Origin of the sequence: Paenibacillus sp. FSL k6-2145 (genome assembly GCF_037976585.1) — a bacterium.
GTDB lineage: Bacteria > Bacillota > Bacilli > Paenibacillales > Paenibacillaceae > Paenibacillus.
Genome location: NZ_CP150267.1, coordinates 5,668,902 through 5,690,979, shown reverse-complemented (window position 1 = coordinate 5,690,979; position 22,078 = coordinate 5,668,902). Strand labels below are relative to the sequence as shown.

Below are 22,078 nucleotides of genomic sequence, written 5' to 3'. Positions count from 1 at the left end.
AACATCTCCTTGATGTTAGTATTCCCCTTCACTATTTGTTTCAAGCAACCGATTAAATGAGTCCTGAAGTAAGCCTACTCGTCTTAAGGTAACGGCCACGTTAATATTAATATCCATGTGTGCCAATTCCTCTGACCAATTGTTTTTTAATACTTTCCAGTCTTTAGGATGTCTTTGATGTATTTTATTTGCTATTCCCAGCATATCTACATGGAGTCGTTGGCTTGCATTCCAACCATCCATAATCTCTTTTCTGATAATTTGTTCAGCTTGAATCTGCAATTCGTCTACGATCTGTGTATTAACTATATCTTTCAAGGCTGTGCTCTCATCTAGCTCAGCATCAACTTTTGCACTCACTTGAACAGTGTAATGAGAGCCGGATTTGATTGGGATTACCTTAACGCTTGCTTTTCGGACCAGAAAAGAATTAACCTCACCTTTTACCCCTGTATAGCTCAAATTAGTCCTATCTACTCCATCTGTTAGCCATGAAATGCCCTTACTTTCTGTTTCATTCAAATTCCCGATTTCCTTGTCTTTAAAGAACACACTTAATCCATCGAGTCTTAAATGGCTTGATGTTGATGTTTGCTTAAAAGTGTCAATGGATTCCAGTTTACTCGCATCCCCACCTTTAAGCGTGACAATCGGGATTCCGGCAACTCCACTGTCGGAAGTGATCTTCAACGCGACTTCATGAAGATTCATAACAGGATAAAATGATCCTCTCTCTTTGTTTCGTTCCAAAATCTCGGATAGCGCCCGGCCAGGCTGTTTTTCTGGAGGAACCAGTTTATTAAGATAATCTCTCGCTTTTCCATCAGCAATGATAATCTTTACCGATTCTCGAGCATCAATATTGCGGTAATAGTCATCCATAATTTCTGAAATTCCATATTTTGCAGCATCGTCTCCAATCAAAAGGACGTTAGTATGAGCAAAGTATAACTTTTTAGGATTCTCTAGACTGCTTTTCGCTATGGCTTCTCGAATAGTTTTTCCTTGAGATGAAAAGGTAGTTACGGCTGCCTGAGAACCACCTGTTGAGGATCCATTCGTACTGCTCGCTGGAGGGACAATAATTTGATAGCTAATGTTCCAATTACCATTCTGTCTGTCAACCCCTGTTGCAGTTGTAATACCCAGATCATTCAATTCAACGCCATTACCGCACCCGGCAATAGACATAGTTGAAATGAACAGTATTAAAGCGAACCACCGTCGAAACATAGAAACCGCTCCTTTACTTGGAAGAATCAGGGTCATTGACACTATCTATAACATTGTTTGAGCCTGAAGGATATTGATGAGCGGCTTGCCTTGTTTTGTTTAATCCCACTTTTTCTTCAGGTCTGGTCTTCATCGCCCACCAAGGTACCCTTAATATCAGATCTTTATAGTTCGACTTGTAAAATGGACTGAAAGGCATCAAATAGTCAACACCCAATGACTTTAATGATACCAAGTGGGCCAATAAAGGCACTGCACCCGCCAGAATTCCGAACAAACCAAGGGTTCCTGCCAGCAACATGAATGGAAAACGCATTAACCGGACTGCTGTTGCCATGCTGAAATACGGGATAACAAAGTTGGATATCGCCGTGAAAGATACTACAATGACCATCGCTCCCGAAACCAATCCTGCTTCTACGGCTGCTTGACCGATAACAAGTGCACCAACAATGGATATCGCAGGCCCAATAGCTCGTGGCATTCGAACTCCTGCTTCACGTATGACTTCGAACGTCACTTCCATCAGCAGTGCTTCCAGTAAAGCTGGAAATGGGACGCCTTCTCTCTGAGCTGCCAGGGTCACTAATAATGTGGTGGGTATCATTTCTTGCTGGAATGTCGTTAATGCAATGAAAGTGGAAGGCAGCAATAAAGAAATAAGAAAACTCATCATCCGAATGGCTCTTAAAAAAGTTGAAATATCGTAACGCTGGTAGTAATCTTCAGGAGTCTGAAAGAAATTAAAAAAGGTGACCGGGGCAATAAGGGCAAACGGGGTTCCATCTACCAGAATGGCAACTTGTCCATCGAGTAAGCTGCCTGCCACAGTGTCTGGACGCTCTGTATTAATCATGGTCGGAAAAGGAGTAAGCGGTGAGTCCTGAATGAATTCTTCTATGTAACCACTCTCAAGTATACTGTCTGTATTAATAGAACCTAGCCTTTTCTTGACTTCAGCAACCACTTCAGGCTTGGCGATGCCTTGTATATAAGCCAATGCGACTGAGGTTTGAGTGTACTCTCCAATATTGTGCATTTGAAACTTCAGGTCAGGCGACCGTATTTTCCGTCGAACCAGGGTTATATTGGTTGTGAGTTCCTCTGTGAAGCCTTCCTTTGGTCCCCTGACGACCGTCTGGGACGTAGGTTCCTCCACTGATCTTCTAGCCCCACCGGAGATCGGCACAGCTAAGACATTTTGTATACCATCCATAAGAATAACTACGTTCCCTGTTAATATGGCTTTATGAACTAGTTGAACGGAATCTAAAATTTGGATATTTCCTGAAGGTAGAATTCTTTTCACTTGTACATCTAATGGGCGGTCTTCCAATGGAGATGTCGTGTTAATAAATTGATTGACACTTTCCATAAGTTCCACAAGGAGCGCAGGATCTGTTAAACCTTCAATATAACAAATGGCCAGAGAAGAGTTCTTTGTACCACACCCTGAGAAATCGCGAACCACAAAATCAGGACTATGTTCATAAGCTTCTTTGATTGAGGTGAGTTTAAGTGGAAGTGATATCTCCATACTTTCAATATGCTTTGGTTTCTTTGTTTGAGATCCTCCCTCCTCTGGAGTTTTAAATACATTTTTGATCCATCGGAACACCATAAACCCACCTCCTTTATTTTCCCATTACTATGGATCTTACCCTCAAAAATTATGCATAAATTTGGTCTTCTACTTTCATCCCTACTAGTTAACCCTGAAATTTTAAAATTAGACAGATGGAGATACTGGAACAAAAAATGCCACTTATCGTGGCATCCTCTTGGTGTTCATTCAATTATCCTGCTCAGTCAGGTTTGTATTAATTTTCCGGTTTCAGCAAACGTTCTAATACGCTCCCCAATCTGGTCACGAACCCTTTGGAATATGGCCATTTCTCTTCATCAACTCTTGCGCTTTGGCAGGATCATCGAATCCCCAGTGATCCCGCTTCACATGTGGTGGTGTCATTGGACATTTATCCGCGGCGTCTCCACATAATGTGACTACAAAATCAGCATTGTTCAACAACTCTGAATCAATGATATCGGAAGTTTGAGTCGAAATATCCAGATCAACTTCGTTCATGGCTTCAACCGCTTTTGGATTCAGACCGTGGTCCTTCAATCCTGATTCTCGATTTCTTAAATAGTAAGATGGCAAGAAGTAAAGCTACGCTTACAGCTCCAAAACCCAACCAATTCAAATACATGACAGATGTATGATTGATCACAAGCCCGCCTAATCCAGATCCCAATGCAAAACCAAATTGGATAAACGACGTATTTACGCTAAGGGCAATGTCAGGATTACGAGGTGCCAGTGTAACCAGATATAGTTGCTGGGCCGGAGATATACTCCACGTTGCTAACATAAAAATCATTAAAATGAAGATTAAAATCATAAGATTGATCCCCGCTAGAGCGAACAAAAGAAGAGTCACCCCTTGTAACAGAAGGCCTAGACAAATTGTAAACTTTGATCCCTTTGCATCTGCCAATTGTCCGCCCACTTTTGATCCGACAAAGCTGCAAATTCCCGCAAGAAACAGAACACCGCTTATCTCGGTCATGGAAAGAGAAGACGTAGCTTGTAAGAAAGGCGTAATGTACGTGAACAGTGTCGAATAGCCGCCGATATACAATAACGTAATAAGCAAGGCAGTCAGAATGAGTGGATTTTTCAAAATGGAGAGCTGCATTCGGAGGGTGATCTTTTCTTCCTCTTTGATTGCCGGAACCTTTTTGTAGATAATAAGTAATGGAAGAACACTTAATAAACCGATTAAAACAAATAGAACTCTCCATCCAAACATTTCACTAAAAAATGTGCCCAATGGGACACCGAGCACTAGCGAACTGCTTAGCCCCATCAAAATGATCCCGATGGCATTGCCCCTTTTTTCTTTTTCAACCAGTCGTGTCGATACGGCCATCGCTACTACGGTAGCGATTCCTCCGCTCGCCCCTTGAATAATTCGCACCCATAGTAATGTTTCGTAAGAAAGGTTTACAAGCATAAGTCCGTTACTGGCTATAAACACACTGAGGGTGGACACCAGTAACTTCTTGCGTTCTATATTTATTGTAAATGCAATGAGAATCGGGGCGAAAATGGCCGCTGCTAGAGCAAACACAGTCACCAGCAAACCCACTTCGGAAGTAGATACGCTTAAGTCTGCGGCGATCATTTCAATGACTCCTGTAATAATGTATTCAATGGTTCCGATCAGAAAAACAGCCAATGCCAAGATATATATGATCCATTTATTTTTCACTTTACTCCACTCCATCTTCTTCAGTTATCTATTTAGTATTGGAATTTGTATTTCTATGAATTGTGCATCTTGTTCTTGTGATAAGGGTAAATATAGTTCCCTACCAGCTCCGTTCTCCTTGATCTGATAGTTATTCTTCTCAATCCATGTAGCTAGATGAACACAGGCTTTACAGGCAAATGTGGCATTGGAACGATAAGCTATGGTGGCCATCATGGGTTCAGCAGGAAGAGTCCGCAATTGAAATGGGTCGGGAGGTGATCGCAGCTCACAGGTTAAGAAGTAACCTATCTCAAACTCGAACTCTTCCTCTTGTCCAGCGATTTCTCTCCACAAAACAACCTGTGGTCCGTGGATTAGTTGGCGCATTTCTTTTGTTAATGACTGATCAAACTGATGAAATAAACTCGGGATCTCCTCTTCCCTCCCGCACCCTGTCTGAAAAAGAAACTGTCGAGCACCTTCCTCTTTGATTCGTATTTCTTGCCCGGTTTCGACATGCCCCTCTTCCTCTATAAGCTGCATGCGTTCCTCAATTCGGACGAGTTTAGCTTGTTCCGTATCGATAATCTGCTGAATTTCGCTTCTTTTAAGCTTAAACATGCCTTGAATATTCTCCAATGTAATATGTTCCTGTAACAGCTGTGTGATTTGTGGCAACGTAAACCCCAATTCTTTATAAATGAAGATTCGGTTGAGCTCGAGAAGCTGATCTGCGGAATAGTAACGGTAACCCGTATCGTGATCCACCTTTCTCGGCTTAAGTATGCCAATTTGGTCATAATAACGCAGTGTTTTTAATGAGACCCTACTTAACCTGGAAAACGCACTGATTTTGAACAACATATCATCTCCAATCAATTAACATAATGCGAGTATATAGTTTCCCGTACAGGGGAAAGTCAAGGGTATATATGCTTCTCACTTTTATAGGTAAAATCAAATACCGTCCTTGTCATCACTCTATGTTGCTGTTATGGGTAAGTCAAAGAACCGTTTCTGAATGAAACGTTCATTTTTTTTGAACAAAAAAAATGCCACTCATCGTGGCATTCTCTCGGTATTCATTAAATTGTCCTGCTCAGGCAGGTTTGTACTATTTTCCAGTTTCAGCAAATGTTTTAATGCGTTCCCCGATCTGGTCACGAACCCTTTGGAATACGGCCCATTTCTCTTCATCTGACCCTTGCGCTTTGGCAGGATCATCAAATCCCCAGTGTTCCCGCTTCACATGTGGAGGCGTCATTGGACATTTATCTGCGGCATCCCCACACAACGTGACTACGAAATCAGCATTGTTCAACAACTCTGAATCAATGATGTCCGAGGTTTGAGTCGAAATATCCAGATCAACTTCGTTCATGGCTGCAACCGCTTTTGGATTCAGACCGTGGGCCTCAATTCCTGCACTATAGATATTCCAGTCCTCACTCAGATATTTCTTGGCCCAACCTTCGGCCATTTGACTCCGGCAAGAATTACCTGTGCATAGGAAGTACATTGTTTTTTTACTCATGTTCATCGTCTCCTCGTTACTTGAATTATAGCTTGCTTTTATAAAATGCTTAACCACAGATACAGACCCATTAGCGTAATAAACAGAGTCGGAATCGTGATTATGATACCTGTCTTGAAGTAAGTACCCCATGAGATTTTGACACCTTTCGTGCTAAGCACATGAAGCCAGAGCAACGTCGCCAGTGAACCAATCGGGGTAATCTTGGGACCCAAGTCTGATCCAATAATATTGGCGTAAATGAGCGCCTCCCGAACCGTTCCTGTAGCCGTTGTTGCATCAATGGCAAGCGCATCAATTAACACGGTAGGCATATTGTTCATCAGGGATGAAATGATTGCCGCGATAAAGCCCATACCCATTGTTGCAGCAAACAATCCTTGATCAGCCACAGCCTGAATGACTACGGCCAGCAGATCGGTCAAACCTACGTTACGTAGACCATAAATCACGACATACATACCGATGGAGAAAAATACGATGGCCCAAGGTGCTTCTCTGACAACTAATGCAGTCGGTACAGCAGAACTCCGGGAAGCCATGATCAGGAAGAATATCGCGACGATACCTGCCACAAGAGATACGGGAATTCCGATAAATTCACTGGTAAAGTATCCAATGAGAAGAACCCCTAATACCACCCATGACAACCGAAACATCTTCATATCCTTAATGGCAGTTACCGGAGGTTTTAATTCACTGGCATCAAATCGTTTGGGAATACTCTTGCGGAAAAAGAGATACAGTACACCGATACTCGCCGCCAGTGAGAACAGATTTGGAACAAACATCCTTCCTGCGTACTCCATAAACGTAATACCAAAGAAATCGGCAGACACAATGTTGACCAGGTTACTTACAACCAGCGGCAATGAAGTTGTATCCGCAATAAATCCGCTGGCGATAATGAATGGAAATACTTTTTTCTCATCGAAATTCAGTGCACGTACCATGGCTAGAACAATCGGTGTCAGAATCAGTGCGCCCCCGTCATTGGCAAAGAAGGCAGAAACCACCGCTCCCAGGATGGAGACGTAAACAAACATCCGTACACCATTGCCATGAGCGGCTTTGGCCATATGTAAGGCAGCCCACTCGAAAAATCCGATACGATCCAGAATTAGTGAAATCAGAATGATTGCAACAAAAGCAAACGTGGCGTTCCATACGATTTGTGTCACATCCCATACATCTTCCAAATTGACCACACCGACAAGTAAAGCAAGGATTGCTCCGCCGCAAGCAGACCAACCAATGGACAGGTTTTTAGGCTGCCAAATAACGAGTACAAGTGTAATCAAAAAGATGATGCAGGCTAACAGCGTAGAAAACAAAACCATATACCCCCTTTCAGTTCAGCTTAATTTACATTGGTATATAATGATATGCTTATATATCGATCAAAAATTAATTACAAACAGATGTAAAGTTTTCTTTATTTAACGATTTAAGAATAGTTGCTGTATCCGGCATCAATTCCAGGACAGATGTAATATAGGGTGTATTCTCTACATTTAAAGAGTAGTATACCCACTGACCACGTTTACTTTCTTTAACCAAGCCTTGATCCTTCAGTTTGCGCAAATGCTGACTAATTCCAGGTTGTGACATGTCTAAAATCTCTACAAATTCACACACGCACCATTCACGTTCTTTGAGAAGTGTAAGGATCGTAAGGCGTGTTTTATCACCCAGCAATTTAAGCTTATCCGCTACCTCTTGCATAGAATCCATAGCACTTCCTCCTTCAATAACATATAAGTGTATGCTTATATTATAATATCAAAAAAATGAAGTCAATGTTTACTTTATGATTAAGTCCAAAAAAGCGTTGGTTCGAATTCGAATCAACGCTTTTTTGAGTTTGTGATAAATTATTAAATAAACAGATTATGATTGGCTTGTGATGCTTGTCCAAGATAATAACCGACACCACCAATTTTAACTTGGTCTATTAATTCTTCACGCTGAATTCCCATTAAATCCATGGACATTTGGCAGGCAACGATCTCTACTCCTTGTGCAATTGCGCTCTCAATTAATTCCTCCAACGAAGGCACATGATGTTTTTTCATCAAACCACGAATCATCTTCGGGCCTGCTCCGAGCATATTCATTTTGGACATGCCAAGCTTCTGGCTGCCGCGAGGTAACATCATATCAAACATACGACCGATCATGGTTTTGGATAACTTCTGCGGTTGCGGCTTACGAATAATACTCAATCCCCAAAATGTGAAAAACAGGGTTACTTTCCGTCCACTCGCTGCTGCCCCATTTGCAATAATGAGTGAGGCGATCGCTTTATCCAGATCACCACTGAAAACAACCATCGTGCTGGCAGGATCGCTGATGGGGGAATCCGATACGGGTTGTGCTGCATTTTTAGCAATGACAGACTCAATCGTACCGCCTTTCAGTCTATCCAACTGCAAGATTGTGGAACCCGACATTGTGGCCCATGCTTTGACATCTTCATAGAATCCTGGATCGGAAGCTTTCACGCGAAGGGTTTCCCCGTTCGAGAGTTGATCCATTTTCTGCTTAACCTGAATTAGCGGACCAGGACAACTTAATCCGCATACGTTCAACTCATGATCAATACGTTGCGGCTGTGTTGAGTCAGTGGGAATAGACTTTTTTTCCTTAACGTCCACCGCAGGATCATGATGATCTTGTTTTGCAGCAGTAAATGGAGCAGGCTTAAACTGGGCTTGACGGTATGTTTTATAACCACCACTCAAGTTTTTTACGCTAAAACCATGCTGACGCAAAATTTGCGAAGCAGTGTAACCACGTAAGCCGACTTGACAGTATAGCCAGATTTCTTTGGATGGATCTAATTCATCTAAACGTTGACGAAGCTCATCAACTGGAATGGAGAGTGAATCCGGAATATGACCATTTTGATGCTCGATTTCACTGCGAACATCGAGAAGTATCGACTGCCCCGGCTGACGATCAGCCAGTTGATTATAGGTGAACGTCTGAACACGTCCAGTGATCATATTCTCTGCTGCATATCCAGCCATATTTACGGGATCTTTGGCAGAAGAATAAGGTGGCGCGTAACTCAGTTCAAGTTCTGTCAAATCCCCGACATGTCCTCCGAAATGAATGGCTACAGCAATGTCATCAATTCGTTTATCCACTCCATCATAACCGACTGCTTGTGCGCCTAAAATTTTACCTTGCGGAGTAAACAGCAGTTTAAGAGTAATTGCACTCGAACCCGGATAGTACGATGCATGAGAAGCAGGGTGTACGATAACGGTTTGATATTCCACGCCGAGACGCTGCAGTGTTTTCTCATTACTGCCTGTCGTGGCTGCCGTCATTCCAAAGACTTTGATAATGGACGTACCTTGTGTTCCTTTATAGGTAGAAGGAAGCCCTGCGATACGGTCAGCAACAATACGACCTTGTTTGTTGGCAGGTCCGGCAAGTGGAATCGTTGCCTTCGTACCATGAATGGTTTCCGTTACTTCGATAGCATCTCCAACAGCATAGATATGTGGCACACTGCTTTCTAAAGCTTCATTTACGATAATATGTCCACGTGCACCCAGCGAAACGCCGCTATCTTTCAAAAAATAGGTGTCCGGCGTTACGCCTATCGCAAGAATAACCATGTCAGCAGTCAGCGTATGACCATCCGCAAGTTCAACCCCTATGCCCTGCTCTAGGGAATGGAATCCCTGAACACGTTTGGAAAACAGCAGATTCACACCGTGGTTCTCCATTTCCTGTGCCAATGCGGCTGCTAACTCGGGATCATATGGGGTGAGTACTTGTGCGTTCCCCTCAATCAGCGTTACATCCAGACCAGCTTCCTTTAGATTCTCAGCCATTTCTACGCCTATAAATCCACCACCTATGACGATCGAAGACTTGTTGTTAGAAGAACTCACCTGTTCTTTGATCCGATCAATATCCGGAATACTTCGCACGGTGTAAATTAGCGGATTGTCCTTACCCGGCAGATCGGGAATGATCGGTTTTGCACCTGGTGACAATATCAACTCGTCATAGCTTTCTTCATATGCACCGCGCTCCTGAGACTGTATCTTAACCACTCGCTTCTGCGAATCAATAGCTACGACCTCACTTCTTGTACGCACATCGATACAAAAGCGATCTGCCATCCCTTTTGGCGTCTGCACCAGCAGACGCTCTCGATCATCGATTGTGCCACCTATATAATAAGGTAAACCACAATTGGCAAATGAGATATAGGGTCCCTTCTCAAAGATAATAATTTCGGCATGTTCATCCAGACGGCGAAGACGTGCAGCTGCAGAAGCACCTCCAGCTACACCGCCAACAATAAGTACTTTTTTGCTCATGATTCACAATCATCCTTTTCAAACAAAGTTTTAATAATCTGTTCAACCCGTTGATCGGCAAGCACATAGTTTACTTCAAGACCATTCCGCTCCGTAGCAACAATACCTGCACTACGAAGCTTCTGGAGGTGTTGCGAGACTGTTGATTGGGGAAGATCCAGACATTCCTGCATATAAGAAACATTACATTTTTTTTTCATCATCAGTCCCCGAACAATGCATAAACGAATGGGGTGAGACAAAGCTTTCAGCAGATTAGCTGGTTCATCGAACTGTTTAATGTTATTGCTGTCAAAAGCGGGAGTGTTCACAAGTATTCCTCCTAAATCGTTATATCGTAATAATACGATTTATTAATTCGCATGTCAAATGTATTCTGGATTGAATGCGTTCAATTAGTCACATACCCGCTCAACCCTAAGGTTTTTGCTTGTTCCAGGTGAAAGATAAAGATGATAAAAATGCCTGCCAAAACCGCTAAAAGCGACATTTAACAGGCATTCATGTTGTATCAGGCCATTATAGATAGCGATTTATTGAAACGTCTTATATTAGAGTATAACAGGCTGAATCAGTCCGTCCTTACCAAACAGAAGCGGGTCCATACATATTTCGCGGTGATAACCCTTTCCAGAGGAAAATCTGGATAGTGGCGTGACAAAACGGTGATAGGCAATCTGATATTGACCCGTTTGGGAATCATTAAATATACAGTGATGACCTGTGCCCAGCATGCCCTTCTCGACATTTTTGCTCAGAATCGGGTATTGATAGGTAACAGGACCGTATAATTGCTCTGACGTACCGTAATTCACATGATAATCTTCGCTGCCTGTATCATCACAGGACCACGTAAAGTGGTATAGTCCGCCCTGCTTTAACACGGTTACCGCCTCACGAAAATCATGCAATCCCGCCAGATTGCTCATTGTGTCCTCCACTACACTTATCATGTCTTCACCGAGCTCCACAATGGCAGCATGTCCATTGCCAAATAGTAGATACGGTTTTCCATTATCTTCGACATAGATAGAGGGATCAATCGCTTGTCCCATGGTAATGCCCAGACGTTTCAACTGCTCCATTGTGATTAAAGGCTGCGACTCGGCCAGGAATGGACCAATCGGTGTATCTGCTACAGCAACGCCAATGGCACTCTCGCCGTTCCGCATTTTGCCACAGAAATAAAAATAGAACTTTCCGTTTCGGCTTGCAATTGCCGGTGCCCAGGCATTACCGGTTGCCCAGGCAACATCCTCTGTTCCCAGATCAAGGATCACGCCTTCGTCTCGCCAATGCTTCAGGTCTGAAGAAGAAAACACCTTGAACTGTGTCCCCGACCACCCCTCGAAGCCATCTGTTGTTGGATACATATAGTAACGATCCCCAAACTGTGCGACATCAGGATCGGCATATTGTCCGGGAAGCACCTGATGACCATCTCCGTAAGCAGCGAGAAGCCGGCTGCACTCCTCAGCTGTGATTGGCAGGACACTTCCATGACGCTTTTGATTCGTTCCCATATCAAAATCACCATAAGGGACAATTCGGAATTCTCCGCTTCCCAGATCTGTAGTCAACAGAGGAAGATACCCCTTGCCTTCAGCAAATCGATCAACAATCAGGCACCATTCCTCCCGGTCATTGAATTTAAAGATTTGAGGTCCCTCCACTCCTGCCAAAGCCTCCAGTACCGGGGCTTGCAGCGTAACAAACGCCTCTTTGTCGAGAGAGTCTCCTTTTTCTACCCGTATGTTTTTGGTTGTTTCATCCTTGGAGTATCGATAGTAAGCTCCATCCGCAGGAAGAATCGTTGTATCTATAATGTGATTATCCCGCTCAATGTATTTTTCCGATGCAGAAAACGTACGAAAGTCTTTTGTACGAGCGCTGTATATTTTTTGCTTTCTTTCTTGCTCTTGAGGTTCCTGCGTCGCAGAAGCCCAGAATACAAGAAACTCATCTGCCATTTCATCATACACAGCTTCTGGTGCCCAGACACATCCAGCGCCCTCGACACCTAGTGTAACGTTCCATGGGGATGACCAGTATACGAGATCGCTGGATTCCCATACAATTACGTCACGGCTCCCGGCATTAACGGCTTGAGACCATCCTTTGCCGCTTGTGATGCGGAGATCCGTAGCAATCAGATAAAATTTATTATCCTTGACTGAACGAACCAGAAACGGGTCCCGTACCCCCTTTTCTCCAAGGTCGGAAAACAGCACAGGTGAGCCGCCATTAAGGTCCTTCCAGTGAAGACCATCCTCGCTATAAGAGAAATAAACCTGCTCTCCATCTGGTTGTTCGCCAATAAAATGTACAAAGAGATACCCATCATAATTTGGAGTTGTTTTGGTCAATGGTAAAGAGCCTCCTGAAAATGAAATTGATTTTATATTAACAGTAATATAAAAATGAAAGCGTTCTACTTATGTTGTATCATACTTCAAAAACAGCGGGATGAGTATATGTTTGTAATCTCGTATGTTGCATAGAATTAACACATCGCCTTTATTTTACCTCAGGTATACAAAATTCTTGGTTTTCATTTACAAATAAATGCTAATCTTCTTAATGATGAACAAATGAATATAGATTCATGCATTCATTTTGTTATTGAGATATTATGAGGAGGAATCATTTTGAAATTATCTAAAAGAGTATTACCAGCGGTAGCGCTGACTCTGGCTGTATCGGCTTCTACTCTCTTGTCTGCCGGACAAGCAAGTGCCGTTCAAGCTGTAAGTGTGGAGAAAAAACAAATTAAGAACATCATCTTCCTCATTGGGGATGGCATGGGGACCTCTTATACTTCCGCCTACCGTTATATTAAAGATGACCCTTCAACGAAGGGCATGGACAAAACCGTTTTTGACCCTTATCTGGTTGGTGCACAAATGACCTATCCGGATGATGATAAACAAAATGTGACGGATTCCGCTTCGGCAGCAACAGCCATGTCGGCAGGTGTGAAAACCTACAATGCGGCCATTGCGGTTGACCCTGAGCAGAAGGAAGTCAAAACCGTACTTGAGCAGGCAAAAGAAAACGGGAAGGCCACCGGACTCGTGGCTACATCGGAGATCACTCATGCCACACCAGCTGCATTTGGTGCCCATGATATCAGCCGAAAAAATATGGATGCTATTGCGGACGATTATTATGATGAGTTGATTAACGGCAAGCATAAAGTGGATGTACTTCTGGGTGGAGGGAAATCCAATTTTGTACGCGAGGGTCGTGACCTGACGAAAGAATTCCAGAAGGCCGGATTTAGCTATGTCACAGATCGTTCCTCTCTCCTTGCGGATAAGAATCAACAAGTTCTTGGACTGTTTGCGGACGGAGGACTGGACAAGTTGATTGATCGTAGTGCTTCAACTCCATCATTGGCTGAGATGACCAATACAGCGATTGATCGTCTCAGTTCGAACGACAAAGGATTCTTTCTAATGGTCGAAGGCAGCCAGATCGACTGGGCAGGACATGATAATGATATCGTTGGCGCGATGAGTGAAATGGAAGATTTCGCAGCAGCATTTCAGGCAGCTATTGATTTTGCCAAAAAAGACGGTGAAACACTTGTTGTAGCTACTGCCGACCACTCCACGGGCGGACTTACGCTCGGAAAAGACGGAGAATACAACTTCTTCGTAGACCCGATCAAAGCTGCACTGCGTACGCCTGACTTCATGGCAGCACAAATTGCAAAAGGTGCTTCGGTTGAAGAAACACTCAAAAGTTATCTGAAACTGGAGTTGAAGCCGGAAGAGATTCAATCCGTGAAAGAAGCAGCCAAAAGTGCGGACGTAACAAAGATTGATAATGCCATTGAAGCAATTATTGATAACCGTTCATTTACGGGCTGGACAACAGGTGGACATACAGGTGAAGATGTTCCGGTCTATGCTTACGGCCCGGCAAGTCATCGCTTCGCCGGTTTGATCGATAACACAGATAATGCTAAGATCATATTTGATATTCTCAGCAAGCATCAATAAAAATAACTCCATACATTTCGGTTAATCTTAGAAAAACTTAAGCCCTTCTCTCCATTTGTATAACTGAATCCGATATAATGTAAGGTTCCTGATTATCCGACTCATTTTTGCATAAACTGCTTTGTGTGTAAGCGACTTGATAAGCTAATACCGTTCTGAGTTGAATAAGATGGATATGAAAAAGGGTGAACCGAAGTTCACCCTTTTTGTCGTTTATGTTATAGTCCATTGTTTGAAATCAAGTTTTGATACCAGAAGAAGCTTTCCTTCCTTCTTCTCTCCAACGTGCCATTGCCGTCATTATCCTGATCTACGTGGATTAAACCATAACGTTTTTCCATTTCCGAAGAGGAATAACTGATTAGGTCGATAATTCCCCATACCGTATACCCGATGATTTCAACTCCATCCAACAATGCCTCATGCATTTGTTCAATATGAGAACGCAGGTATTCAATGCGATAAGGATCGCTGATTGTACCGTCTTCTTGAACGGTATCGTAAGCACCTAGTCCATTTTCTACAATAAACAACGGAACCTGGTAACGGCTGTACAGATTGTTGAGTGCCAGTCTCAGACCGATCGGATCAATTTGCCATCCCCAATCACTGACAGGCAGATATGGGTTCTTGATGCCTCCCATCGTGTTACCACTAACTGTTTCCAAGCCTTCGCTATCCGCGCTGGCCACAAATGAATTATAATAACTGAACGATATGAAGTCGGCCGTATATTCTTTTAACAGCTTGCTGTCGTCTTCGGCTTTTTCAATAACAATGTTATTCTCTTTAAAATATCTCTCGATGTAACCTGGATAAGCGCCGCGCACCTGAACGTCGGTAAAGAACAGATTAAATTGATTATTTTTGTGTGCTGCCAGCACATCTAACGGATTACATGTATGAGGATAGTGCAGCAAAGTTGTCAGCATACAACCTATCTGGGCAGTCGGAATAATCTCATGACAAAGCTTTACAGCGTAAGCACTCGCAACGAATTGATGATGGAGCGATTGGTATACAGCCTGCTCAATATTCTCAAATCGATCCGGAACAATTCCACCATTGGTAAACGGATGCCGAACGATCCCGTCAATTTCATTAAAGGTGATCCAATACTTGACTTTATCTTTGTACCGGTTAAATACCGTTGTGCTGAAGCGCACAAAGAAATCAACAACTTCTCTGGATGTCCATCCCCCATAATGATCAACGAGATACATCGGCATCTCATAGTGAGATAGAGTAACCAAGGGTTCAATGCCATTTTTAATCATCTCATCAAACAGGCGATCGTAGAAAAGCAATCCTTCTTCGTTTGCAGTTGTTTCATTTCCATTCGGGAAAATTCGAGTCCACGCAATAGACGTACGCAACGTTTTGATTCCCATCTCGCCCATTAATGCGAGATCATCTGGATAGCGGTGATAGAAGTCAATTCCTCTTCGTTTCGGATAGTTCACTGTAGTTTGATCCTGAAGTGCGGCTTCCAGCTGCTCCGAGCTCACGGCGTTTTGCTTTTTATAGTCAGCTTTACTTATATTTTTCTTATTCATCGCCAGATCGGCAGTGGAAATCCCTTTACCCGCAACGTTCCAGGCACCTTCAGCCTGATTCGCTGCAATTGCGCCGCCCCATAAAAATCCTTCGGGAAACCTTCTGATTGTTGTCATCTAATCATCCTCCTGTTAATCAGTTCTGTCCATCACACGGCTAATGTGAATGATGAGGTATAACATCTCTTCGTTGGACATGAATCGTTCAAATTTGGCACCGATGTAGTTATTAATCTTCGAAACACAGCTGCTCTCCTCCGGATATTTGCCAGAGATCCGTTCAAGCAATTCATCGTCCTTGGATTCAAGCATTGTGTTCTCCAATAATCGCTGAACAAAAAACTGTAAATGAGTCAAAAATCGTGAATAGTTAATACTTAAGGTGTCCAGTTCAATACCGTAATGAATGCGAATGATATTCAAAATATCCTTTACGGTGTTGGTCATAATCATCACCTGACTCATGTTCTGTTCCGTTTGTTGCGCATTGACCAGATGGAAGGCGATGTTAGCTGCCTCCTCTTCTGGCAGATCCAGTCCAAGTTTAATTTCAATAAACTTCAACGCCTGCTTTCCAATGAGGAACTCTTGAGGGTAGAACTTCTGAACCTCCCACAACATTCGATTTTGTATCGTGATGTTGGATTTGAATCGTTTAGCAGCCATATGAAGGTGATCTGTTAACGAAAAATAGAGATTTTCGCTTAGATCGCGTGATAATACTTGTTTTGCATAAGATATGATTTCGTCTGCCAAAATTAAATACTCTTCTGGCGTCTCTTTCATCAGAGCTGTCATATCCGAGGACATGTCTTCATTCTCAACGACGTATACCTTTTCGATCTCATTTTCGTTAATGATGTCCCCGGGTCTGCTTCTGAATCCGATTCCCTTGCCCATTGCGATAATTTCTTTGTTGTCATTACGCTTGGCCAAAACAATACTTGTATTGAGAACCTTAACTACTCTCATATCCATGCTCCTCTATGTTCAGGGTGAATTTCACCCCATAATATTACAAAATGGTTATAAGTGGTGTCTCAGGTCCTATTTTCTCTGTTTTCTCATATCCAAGGATTTCAAGATAATCACCACTGTTTGTGACAATAACCGGTGTTGTTGTATCGTATCCTGCTTTTTCAATGGCTTCCATATCAAACTCAATCAGAAGCTGACCGTGTTTCACGGTATCGCCCTCTTGCACAACAACATTGAAATACTGTCCTTTTAATTTTACTGTATCAATCCCAATGTGAATCAGAATCTCAATGCCTTCTACCGATCTCAGACCGATGGAATGTTTGGTGCGAAACACCGTTTCAACGGTTCCATCAAATGGAGCTACGACTTGACCTTTGGAAGGTCTGATCGCCATGCCTTTACCCATCGCTTCTTGAGAAAACGCTTCATCGTTCACATCTTTTAACGGAATGGCCTCTCCTTCAATCGGGGAGAACACAACCAGACGTGATTGTAATTTCTCTTTCTTCGGTGCCGCTTGAGTGGTTTCCACTGGAGTAGGCTCTTCTGATGAAGCTTTTGCAGTCCCCTCTGCTCCGGGATCATTGAAGCCGATGAAATACACGGCAATTGGAGTCACAATGATTGAAATTGCTGCCGTAATCAGTGCATAGGTAAAGTTGTTCTCAGCCCCGATAAACATCGGTAAAGAAGCCAGACCAGGCCCTACTGCTGCATAGGCCTTCAAGTTGACAATCCCCGCAAAGAGTCCTGCTGATCCCGCTCCAATCATACAAGCTACCAAGGTTCGTTTCAACCGCAGATGTACCCCATACAGCGCAGGTTCCGTAATGCCGAACAACCCGGATATCCCGGCTGGCAGGGCAACTTGTTTCAATTTTTTATCTTTCGCCAAGAACCAGACAGCAAGAGCTCCGGCGCCTTGTGCCATGTTAGAAGAAAGCATCGCACTGTGAATCAACGTTTCATATCCTGGTGAAACCATCGCTGCGAAAATAACGGGGTAAAACACTTTGTGCATTCCGAACATCACGATAAATGGCAGAAATACAGCCAAAATAACAACAGTTAACCAACCAATTTTACCTTGAATCCAGAATAAACCGTCAGACAAACCTACCCCCAAGTAGTTACCAATAGGGCCCAAAATCGTAAGAGCCAAAGGTGCCATCACAAGTATAACAATCAAAGGTTTAAGGAAAATCTTCACTGGTCCAGGGGAGACCTTATCTGCGAATTTCTCAACATAAGACATGAGCCAAACGGTCAGAATGATCGGTAAAACGCTGGATGCATAACTTATGTTAGGAACAGGAATACCGGCAATATGCACAGGTACTTCTCCTGCGAGCAGCGCAATCATCTTAGGGTGTAATAAACTCCCCGCCAGCGTGGCTGCAATATAAGGATTCGTTTTGAATTTTTGTGCACTTGAGTATGCCAGCAAAACAGGTAAGAAATAAAAAGCTGCGTCAGCGATGTTAAGCAGTAATGCATAGATCTGACTATCTTTTGACATGATGCCAAGGGATGTGCACAACAACAGCAAAGCTTTAAACATCCCTGCTGCTGCGATTGCCGGAATAATCGGCTGGAAGATGCCCGTAATTAATCCCGCAAAGCTTTCAAATAAACCTTTGAAACTCATATCTCTTTTTTTCTTGGGCTGTGAGTTTTCTTCCGGGTTCATATTCACCATTGGTTTCAGTTCATTATAAACATAGCTTACATCATTTCCGATAATGATCTGATATTGTCCCCCGCTGTATACCGCTCCCATAACACCATCCATGGCTTTAATCTCTTCGGTTTTTGCTTTATCCGGGTTTTTCAGATTCATTCTTAACCGGGTGGAACAATGGAGAAAATCATTAATATTTTCTTGTCCGCCAACCTTTTCAAGGATAGCCTTAGCGGTATCTTTGTAATTCATAAAAACACCTCACCCCTAAATTTGTGCATAAAAAAAGGCCTAAATAGGGTGGGTATAATAAATATACAAACCACCCAATTTAAGCCTTGCCTGCCGAACAGTAACACGCCAAATTGAATCATATATGATGTTGTTTAAAACTTTATAAACGTTTACATCGATAATTTAGCATGTATTTCGACAAAATGCAACACCTTTTCGTGTGCAATATACTTCATCGCTTTAAAAATAAATATATTTTATGAAATATTGTCCACAAGAAAGTTGAAAGTTCATTCGCTTTTATTCTGAACTGTGAGTATCAGCGGACAAAATCTATGAATTCACATTCGTGTATATGAAACGATTATGTATAATTGAAAGCAGAAGTTGACAACCCAAAAATGAAAGCGGTTGAATGTGGGGAAGGCGATTCCAGGCTATCGAGAATTCATAACACTACCAGCCGATTGGCGAGGCAACAGTCGGAATTCAGCGGAATGGACAGTTCCACGTTTGTGTATCGATTTCTGCTGTTGAAGTCTATTTAAGTCCTCCAGATGTGAATAAATAATAAAAAGGCCGCTTATCCTTGTTGGGTAAGCGGCCTTTTTGACGTTCGGACTCACACATACCTATTCCGAATTTGCTGATATGCATTATATCCCATGGATTTGGTTACCTTATACAAAACCACTTGCATTGAAGGGAGAGAAATCCGATTAATGCAGTTAACGATTGGTTAAGGCAGCTTGCCCACAATTATATTCTCATTGTCATTGCTGCGGTGCTCTTTTTTGCAGTCAAAGCAGTCATTGGATTTTATACGTACAAGCATTATGATAAAAAATTGGATGCACTTACAGATAAGGTGGATCGCCTTCTGGAAGACAAGACAACGGAGTGATGCAGCTTATAGTGAAACTACAGAAGTAACAAAGCTTTGGAGGAAAATGGCATGTTAGGAAACATTCTGTTGGGTATGGTCATTCCCATTATATTGGGTGTGTGGATTCTGCGTCGGAACTTTACAATCCTCATTCTATATTATCCACTTGGTGTGGCTATTTCAGCATCCATCAACAATATCGGGTTTAATTACTTCTGGAATATTCTTCCGAATACTCATAATCAATCCTTGGCTGCTCTTCCAATGGACCTTGGAGTCTATCCGATCGCTGGCTGCCTGATGATGTATACGATTTTAGATAAAGGCGCCAAGCCATGGTTAGCGATCCTTGTTGCATCCTTGTCGCTGACATTAATCGAATGGGTTGCCAAAATGATGGGGCATGTCATTTATTTTAATGGATGGAACATTCTTTGGACCTTTTTGTCATACCTCCTGCCATTTGTTCTTGCCTATGTTTACAGTAAAATATTGAGGTATACCAAGTAAAGTTCCACTGAAGCTTTCGATTAATAAGACGGGACAGAGTATATGGGTTAACGCTGATGGGCATACGTGCATATCTTAACTCATATTTGTCTTGGAGGGATTCGTAATGTATGTGGCATATCCTTATGGTTACAGGTACACTTTTACTCCGGTATGGGCAACATCATCAGTCGAAGCACTTGAATTAATCAAAACGGCTGTACAGGGAGAACGAAACGATGAGATGTTCTATGATTCACTGATTCAGTTGTCACCCGATGCTACTCAGGCTGCCATCATCACGAGCATCCGCAATGATGAACGCGGACATAATCAAATGTTTCGCCAAATGTACAAGGATCTGACAGGCCAGGAGATTTCAGGTGTAAGCAGTGAGCCAGTTGAGACGCTCCCCTCTTACCTTGCCGGATTGCAAAAGGCGTTTCAGGGTGAATTGGCGGCCGTGGAAAAGTATAGAAAAATATGGTTTGGTCTCCCTTATGGCATATATAAAGACACGGTGTGGGGAATCATCCTGGACGAACAGAAACATGCGGATAAATATAACAATCTGATTACCTATAATTTGCCGAGATAGTCATGTATGGGATATATAACGCGCGGATTCTTTTAAAAGTGAACAATTGAAATCAGCAAAAAACCAGTGAATAAGTAAAGCTTACTGGTTTTTTTGTTTTGCCGAGTCTCTCTTAATATAAGCTTGCTATCCAATGCACTCTTTCAAAATATCAGGTTCCACATGAACGTGAACAGTGTACACGTCATGCTCCTCCATCAACTCGTTCTCCACGTCTGTACAGATATCGTGTGCTTGTTGAAGATCCAGCTCAGCATGGACTGTTATGACAACGTCTACTACAACGTTATTGCCATAGTTCCGCGCTCTCACGTCTTTAACTGTCTCTACGCTATCAATTCCGGCAATCGTTTTTTTGTACTCCTGAATCAGTTCAACATCAAAACCGTCCGTCAGATGATGTGTGGCTTCCTTGAAAATGTCCCAAGCGGTCTTGCAGATCAGGAAACCTACAATGACAGCCGTTACAGGGTCCAGCCATGGGAGGCCGAACTGGGAACCCACGATCCCAATGACCGTACCGGTGCTCACCCAGGCATCGGAAATGTTATCACGAGCTGCAGCCATGACCGCCTGACTTTTAATACGTGTAGCAAGTCTCTTGTTATAGCGATAGACCACATACATGACAACCGCGCAGAAAATGCCTGTATACGCAGCGATGATATCCGGAGATTCATATGTACCCTGAAACACTGAACCAATGGCTTCAAACAGTACTTGTAAACCTACTGCCATCATAATGAAAGAAGCAACAAGTGACGCAACGGTCTCTGCTCTCCAGTGACCATATGTATGATCTGTGTCGGCTGGGCGTTGGGCAAGCTTCAAACCGATCAGTACAGCTATTGAGGCCACAATATCGGTGGCATTGTTTAATCCATCCGCCTTGAGCGCTTCTGATCCGGCCATATTGCCAACGATCAGTTTTAATACGGTCAAACATATGTAGGCGATAATGCTGATGATAGCTCCGCGCTCCCCCAGCTTTAGATTATCGTATTTAAGTTGATCCACATGATATCCTCCTGCAATCTTCAATTCAAGCACGTGTATGATGGTACCATTGAAGATTTGTGTGGGTCTAGAGAAACGTTTTGAGTGTGACGAAACATAATCTGAAAGCGGCAATTTTTTTACGAGCATCCAAAAAAGTTGGATTTGGCAAACTTAAGTGATCAATGGGTGGTAAGAGGAAGTTGGCCGACTGCCTTCCCTTGTAACCAAACTTTCTTGCACTTAGACATAAAGAGCCGAATGGATCGTTTTGATCCAC

At 42.9% G+C, this 22,078-nt stretch carries 17 protein-coding genes and 1 pseudogene; 3 read left to right on the top strand and 15 right to left on the bottom strand.

What is annotated here, in order from left to right; all coding sequences use genetic code 11:
* Window positions 1-15: 15 nt before the first annotated feature.
* The 11 genes and pseudogenes from NZ043_RS25115 to NZ043_RS25065 form a co-directional block, all read right to left on the bottom strand.
* Window positions 16-1,233 carry a Ger(x)C family spore germination protein gene (locus NZ043_RS25115; RefSeq protein ID WP_133384895.1) on the bottom strand — a complete coding sequence of 406 codons (1,218 nt, stop codon included), beginning with the start codon at window positions 1,231-1,233 and terminating at the stop codon, window positions 16-18.
* A 13-nt stretch (window positions 1,234-1,246) separates the two neighbouring features.
* Window positions 1,247-2,854 carry a spore germination protein gene (locus tag NZ043_RS25110; protein ID WP_339309539.1) on the bottom strand — a complete coding sequence of 536 codons (1,608 nt, stop codon included), beginning with the start codon at window positions 2,852-2,854 and terminating at the stop codon, window positions 1,247-1,249.
* Window positions 2,855-3,042: 188 nt separating this feature from the next.
* A pseudogene (locus tag NZ043_RS25105) lies at window positions 3,043-3,364 on the bottom strand (arsenate reductase); the annotation flags it as partial.
* Window positions 3,324-4,508, bottom strand: a complete 1,185-nt coding sequence (locus NZ043_RS25100) for an MFS transporter (protein WP_339309538.1) — start codon at window positions 4,506-4,508, stop codon at window positions 3,324-3,326. The pseudogene NZ043_RS25105 and the gene NZ043_RS25100, both read right to left, overlap by 41 nt.
* Window positions 4,509-4,532: 24 nt before the next feature.
* A complete protein-coding gene (locus NZ043_RS25095; RefSeq protein ID WP_339312863.1) occupies window positions 4,533-5,351 on the bottom strand; it encodes a helix-turn-helix domain-containing protein in 819 nt (272 codons plus the stop codon).
* 253 nt (window positions 5,352-5,604) lie between these two features.
* Window positions 5,605-6,024, bottom strand: coding sequence for an arsenate reductase (thioredoxin) (gene arsC, locus NZ043_RS25090; RefSeq protein WP_091030114.1), 420 nt, complete (start codon window positions 6,022-6,024; stop codon window positions 5,605-5,607).
* Window positions 6,025-6,062: 38 nt separating this feature from the next.
* The gene (locus NZ043_RS25085) at window positions 6,063-7,364 is read right to left on the bottom strand and encodes an arsenic transporter (RefSeq protein ID WP_339309537.1); all 1,302 of its coding nucleotides are present in this window, start codon (window positions 7,362-7,364) and stop codon (window positions 6,063-6,065) included.
* Between the two features lie 67 nt (window positions 7,365-7,431).
* Complete coding sequence (locus NZ043_RS25080; protein ID WP_036671386.1) at window positions 7,432-7,758, bottom strand: metalloregulator ArsR/SmtB family transcription factor; 327 nt, start codon at window positions 7,756-7,758, stop codon at window positions 7,432-7,434.
* A gap of 143 nt (window positions 7,759-7,901) precedes the next feature.
* Window positions 7,902-10,370: an FAD-dependent oxidoreductase gene (locus tag NZ043_RS25075; RefSeq protein WP_339309536.1), complete on the bottom strand. Its 2,469-nt coding sequence runs from the start codon at window positions 10,368-10,370 to the stop codon at window positions 7,902-7,904.
* Window positions 10,367-10,681: a metalloregulator ArsR/SmtB family transcription factor gene (locus tag NZ043_RS25070; protein WP_036615511.1), complete on the bottom strand. Its 315-nt coding sequence runs from the start codon at window positions 10,679-10,681 to the stop codon at window positions 10,367-10,369. Before NZ043_RS25070 ends, NZ043_RS25075 begins: the two co-directional genes overlap by 4 nt.
* A gap of 240 nt (window positions 10,682-10,921) precedes the next feature.
* Window positions 10,922-12,736: a family 43 glycosylhydrolase gene (locus NZ043_RS25065; protein WP_339309535.1), complete on the bottom strand. Its 1,815-nt coding sequence runs from the start codon at window positions 12,734-12,736 to the stop codon at window positions 10,922-10,924.
* Window positions 12,737-13,018: 282 nt separating this feature from the next.
* On the opposite strand from NZ043_RS25065, the gene NZ043_RS25060 reads away from it, so the two are divergent.
* Window positions 13,019-14,377: an alkaline phosphatase gene (locus NZ043_RS25060; protein ID WP_339309534.1), complete on the top strand. Its 1,359-nt coding sequence runs from the start codon at window positions 13,019-13,021 to the stop codon at window positions 14,375-14,377.
* 218 nt (window positions 14,378-14,595) lie between these two features.
* Here the strand turns inward: NZ043_RS25060 and NZ043_RS25055 are convergent, their stop codons facing one another.
* Genes NZ043_RS25055 through NZ043_RS25045 form a run of 3 tightly spaced genes read right to left on the bottom strand, consistent with a single transcriptional unit; the run spans window position 14,596 to window position 18,847 of the window.
* Window positions 14,596-16,050, bottom strand: coding sequence for a glycoside hydrolase family 1 protein (locus NZ043_RS25055; RefSeq protein WP_339309533.1), 1,455 nt, complete (start codon window positions 16,048-16,050; stop codon window positions 14,596-14,598).
* Between the two features lie 15 nt (window positions 16,051-16,065).
* The gene (locus NZ043_RS25050; protein ID WP_339309532.1) at window positions 16,066-16,905 is read right to left on the bottom strand and encodes a PRD domain-containing protein; all 840 of its coding nucleotides are present in this window, start codon (window positions 16,903-16,905) and stop codon (window positions 16,066-16,068) included.
* Window positions 16,906-16,948: 43 nt separating this feature from the next.
* Window positions 16,949-18,847: a beta-glucoside-specific PTS transporter subunit IIABC gene (locus NZ043_RS25045; protein WP_339309531.1), complete on the bottom strand. Its 1,899-nt coding sequence runs from the start codon at window positions 18,845-18,847 to the stop codon at window positions 16,949-16,951.
* A gap of 937 nt (window positions 18,848-19,784) precedes the next feature.
* On the opposite strand from NZ043_RS25045, the gene NZ043_RS25040 reads away from it, so the two are divergent.
* Together NZ043_RS25040 and NZ043_RS25035 are read left to right on the top strand one after the other, a co-directional pair.
* On the top strand, window positions 19,785-20,225 hold the full coding sequence (locus NZ043_RS25040; protein ID WP_339309530.1) for a CBO0543 family protein: 441 nt from the start codon (window positions 19,785-19,787) through the stop codon (window positions 20,223-20,225).
* A 106-nt stretch (window positions 20,226-20,331) separates the two neighbouring features.
* Window positions 20,332-20,802, top strand: a complete 471-nt coding sequence (locus NZ043_RS25035) for a ferritin-like domain-containing protein (RefSeq protein ID WP_091030130.1) — start codon at window positions 20,332-20,334, stop codon at window positions 20,800-20,802.
* Window positions 20,803-20,928: 126 nt separating this feature from the next.
* Here NZ043_RS25035 and NZ043_RS25030 read toward each other — a convergent pair whose 3' ends face one another.
* Window positions 20,929-21,819: a cation diffusion facilitator family transporter gene (locus NZ043_RS25030; protein WP_339309529.1), complete on the bottom strand. Its 891-nt coding sequence runs from the start codon at window positions 21,817-21,819 to the stop codon at window positions 20,929-20,931.
* Window positions 21,820-22,078: the final 259 nt, after the last annotated feature.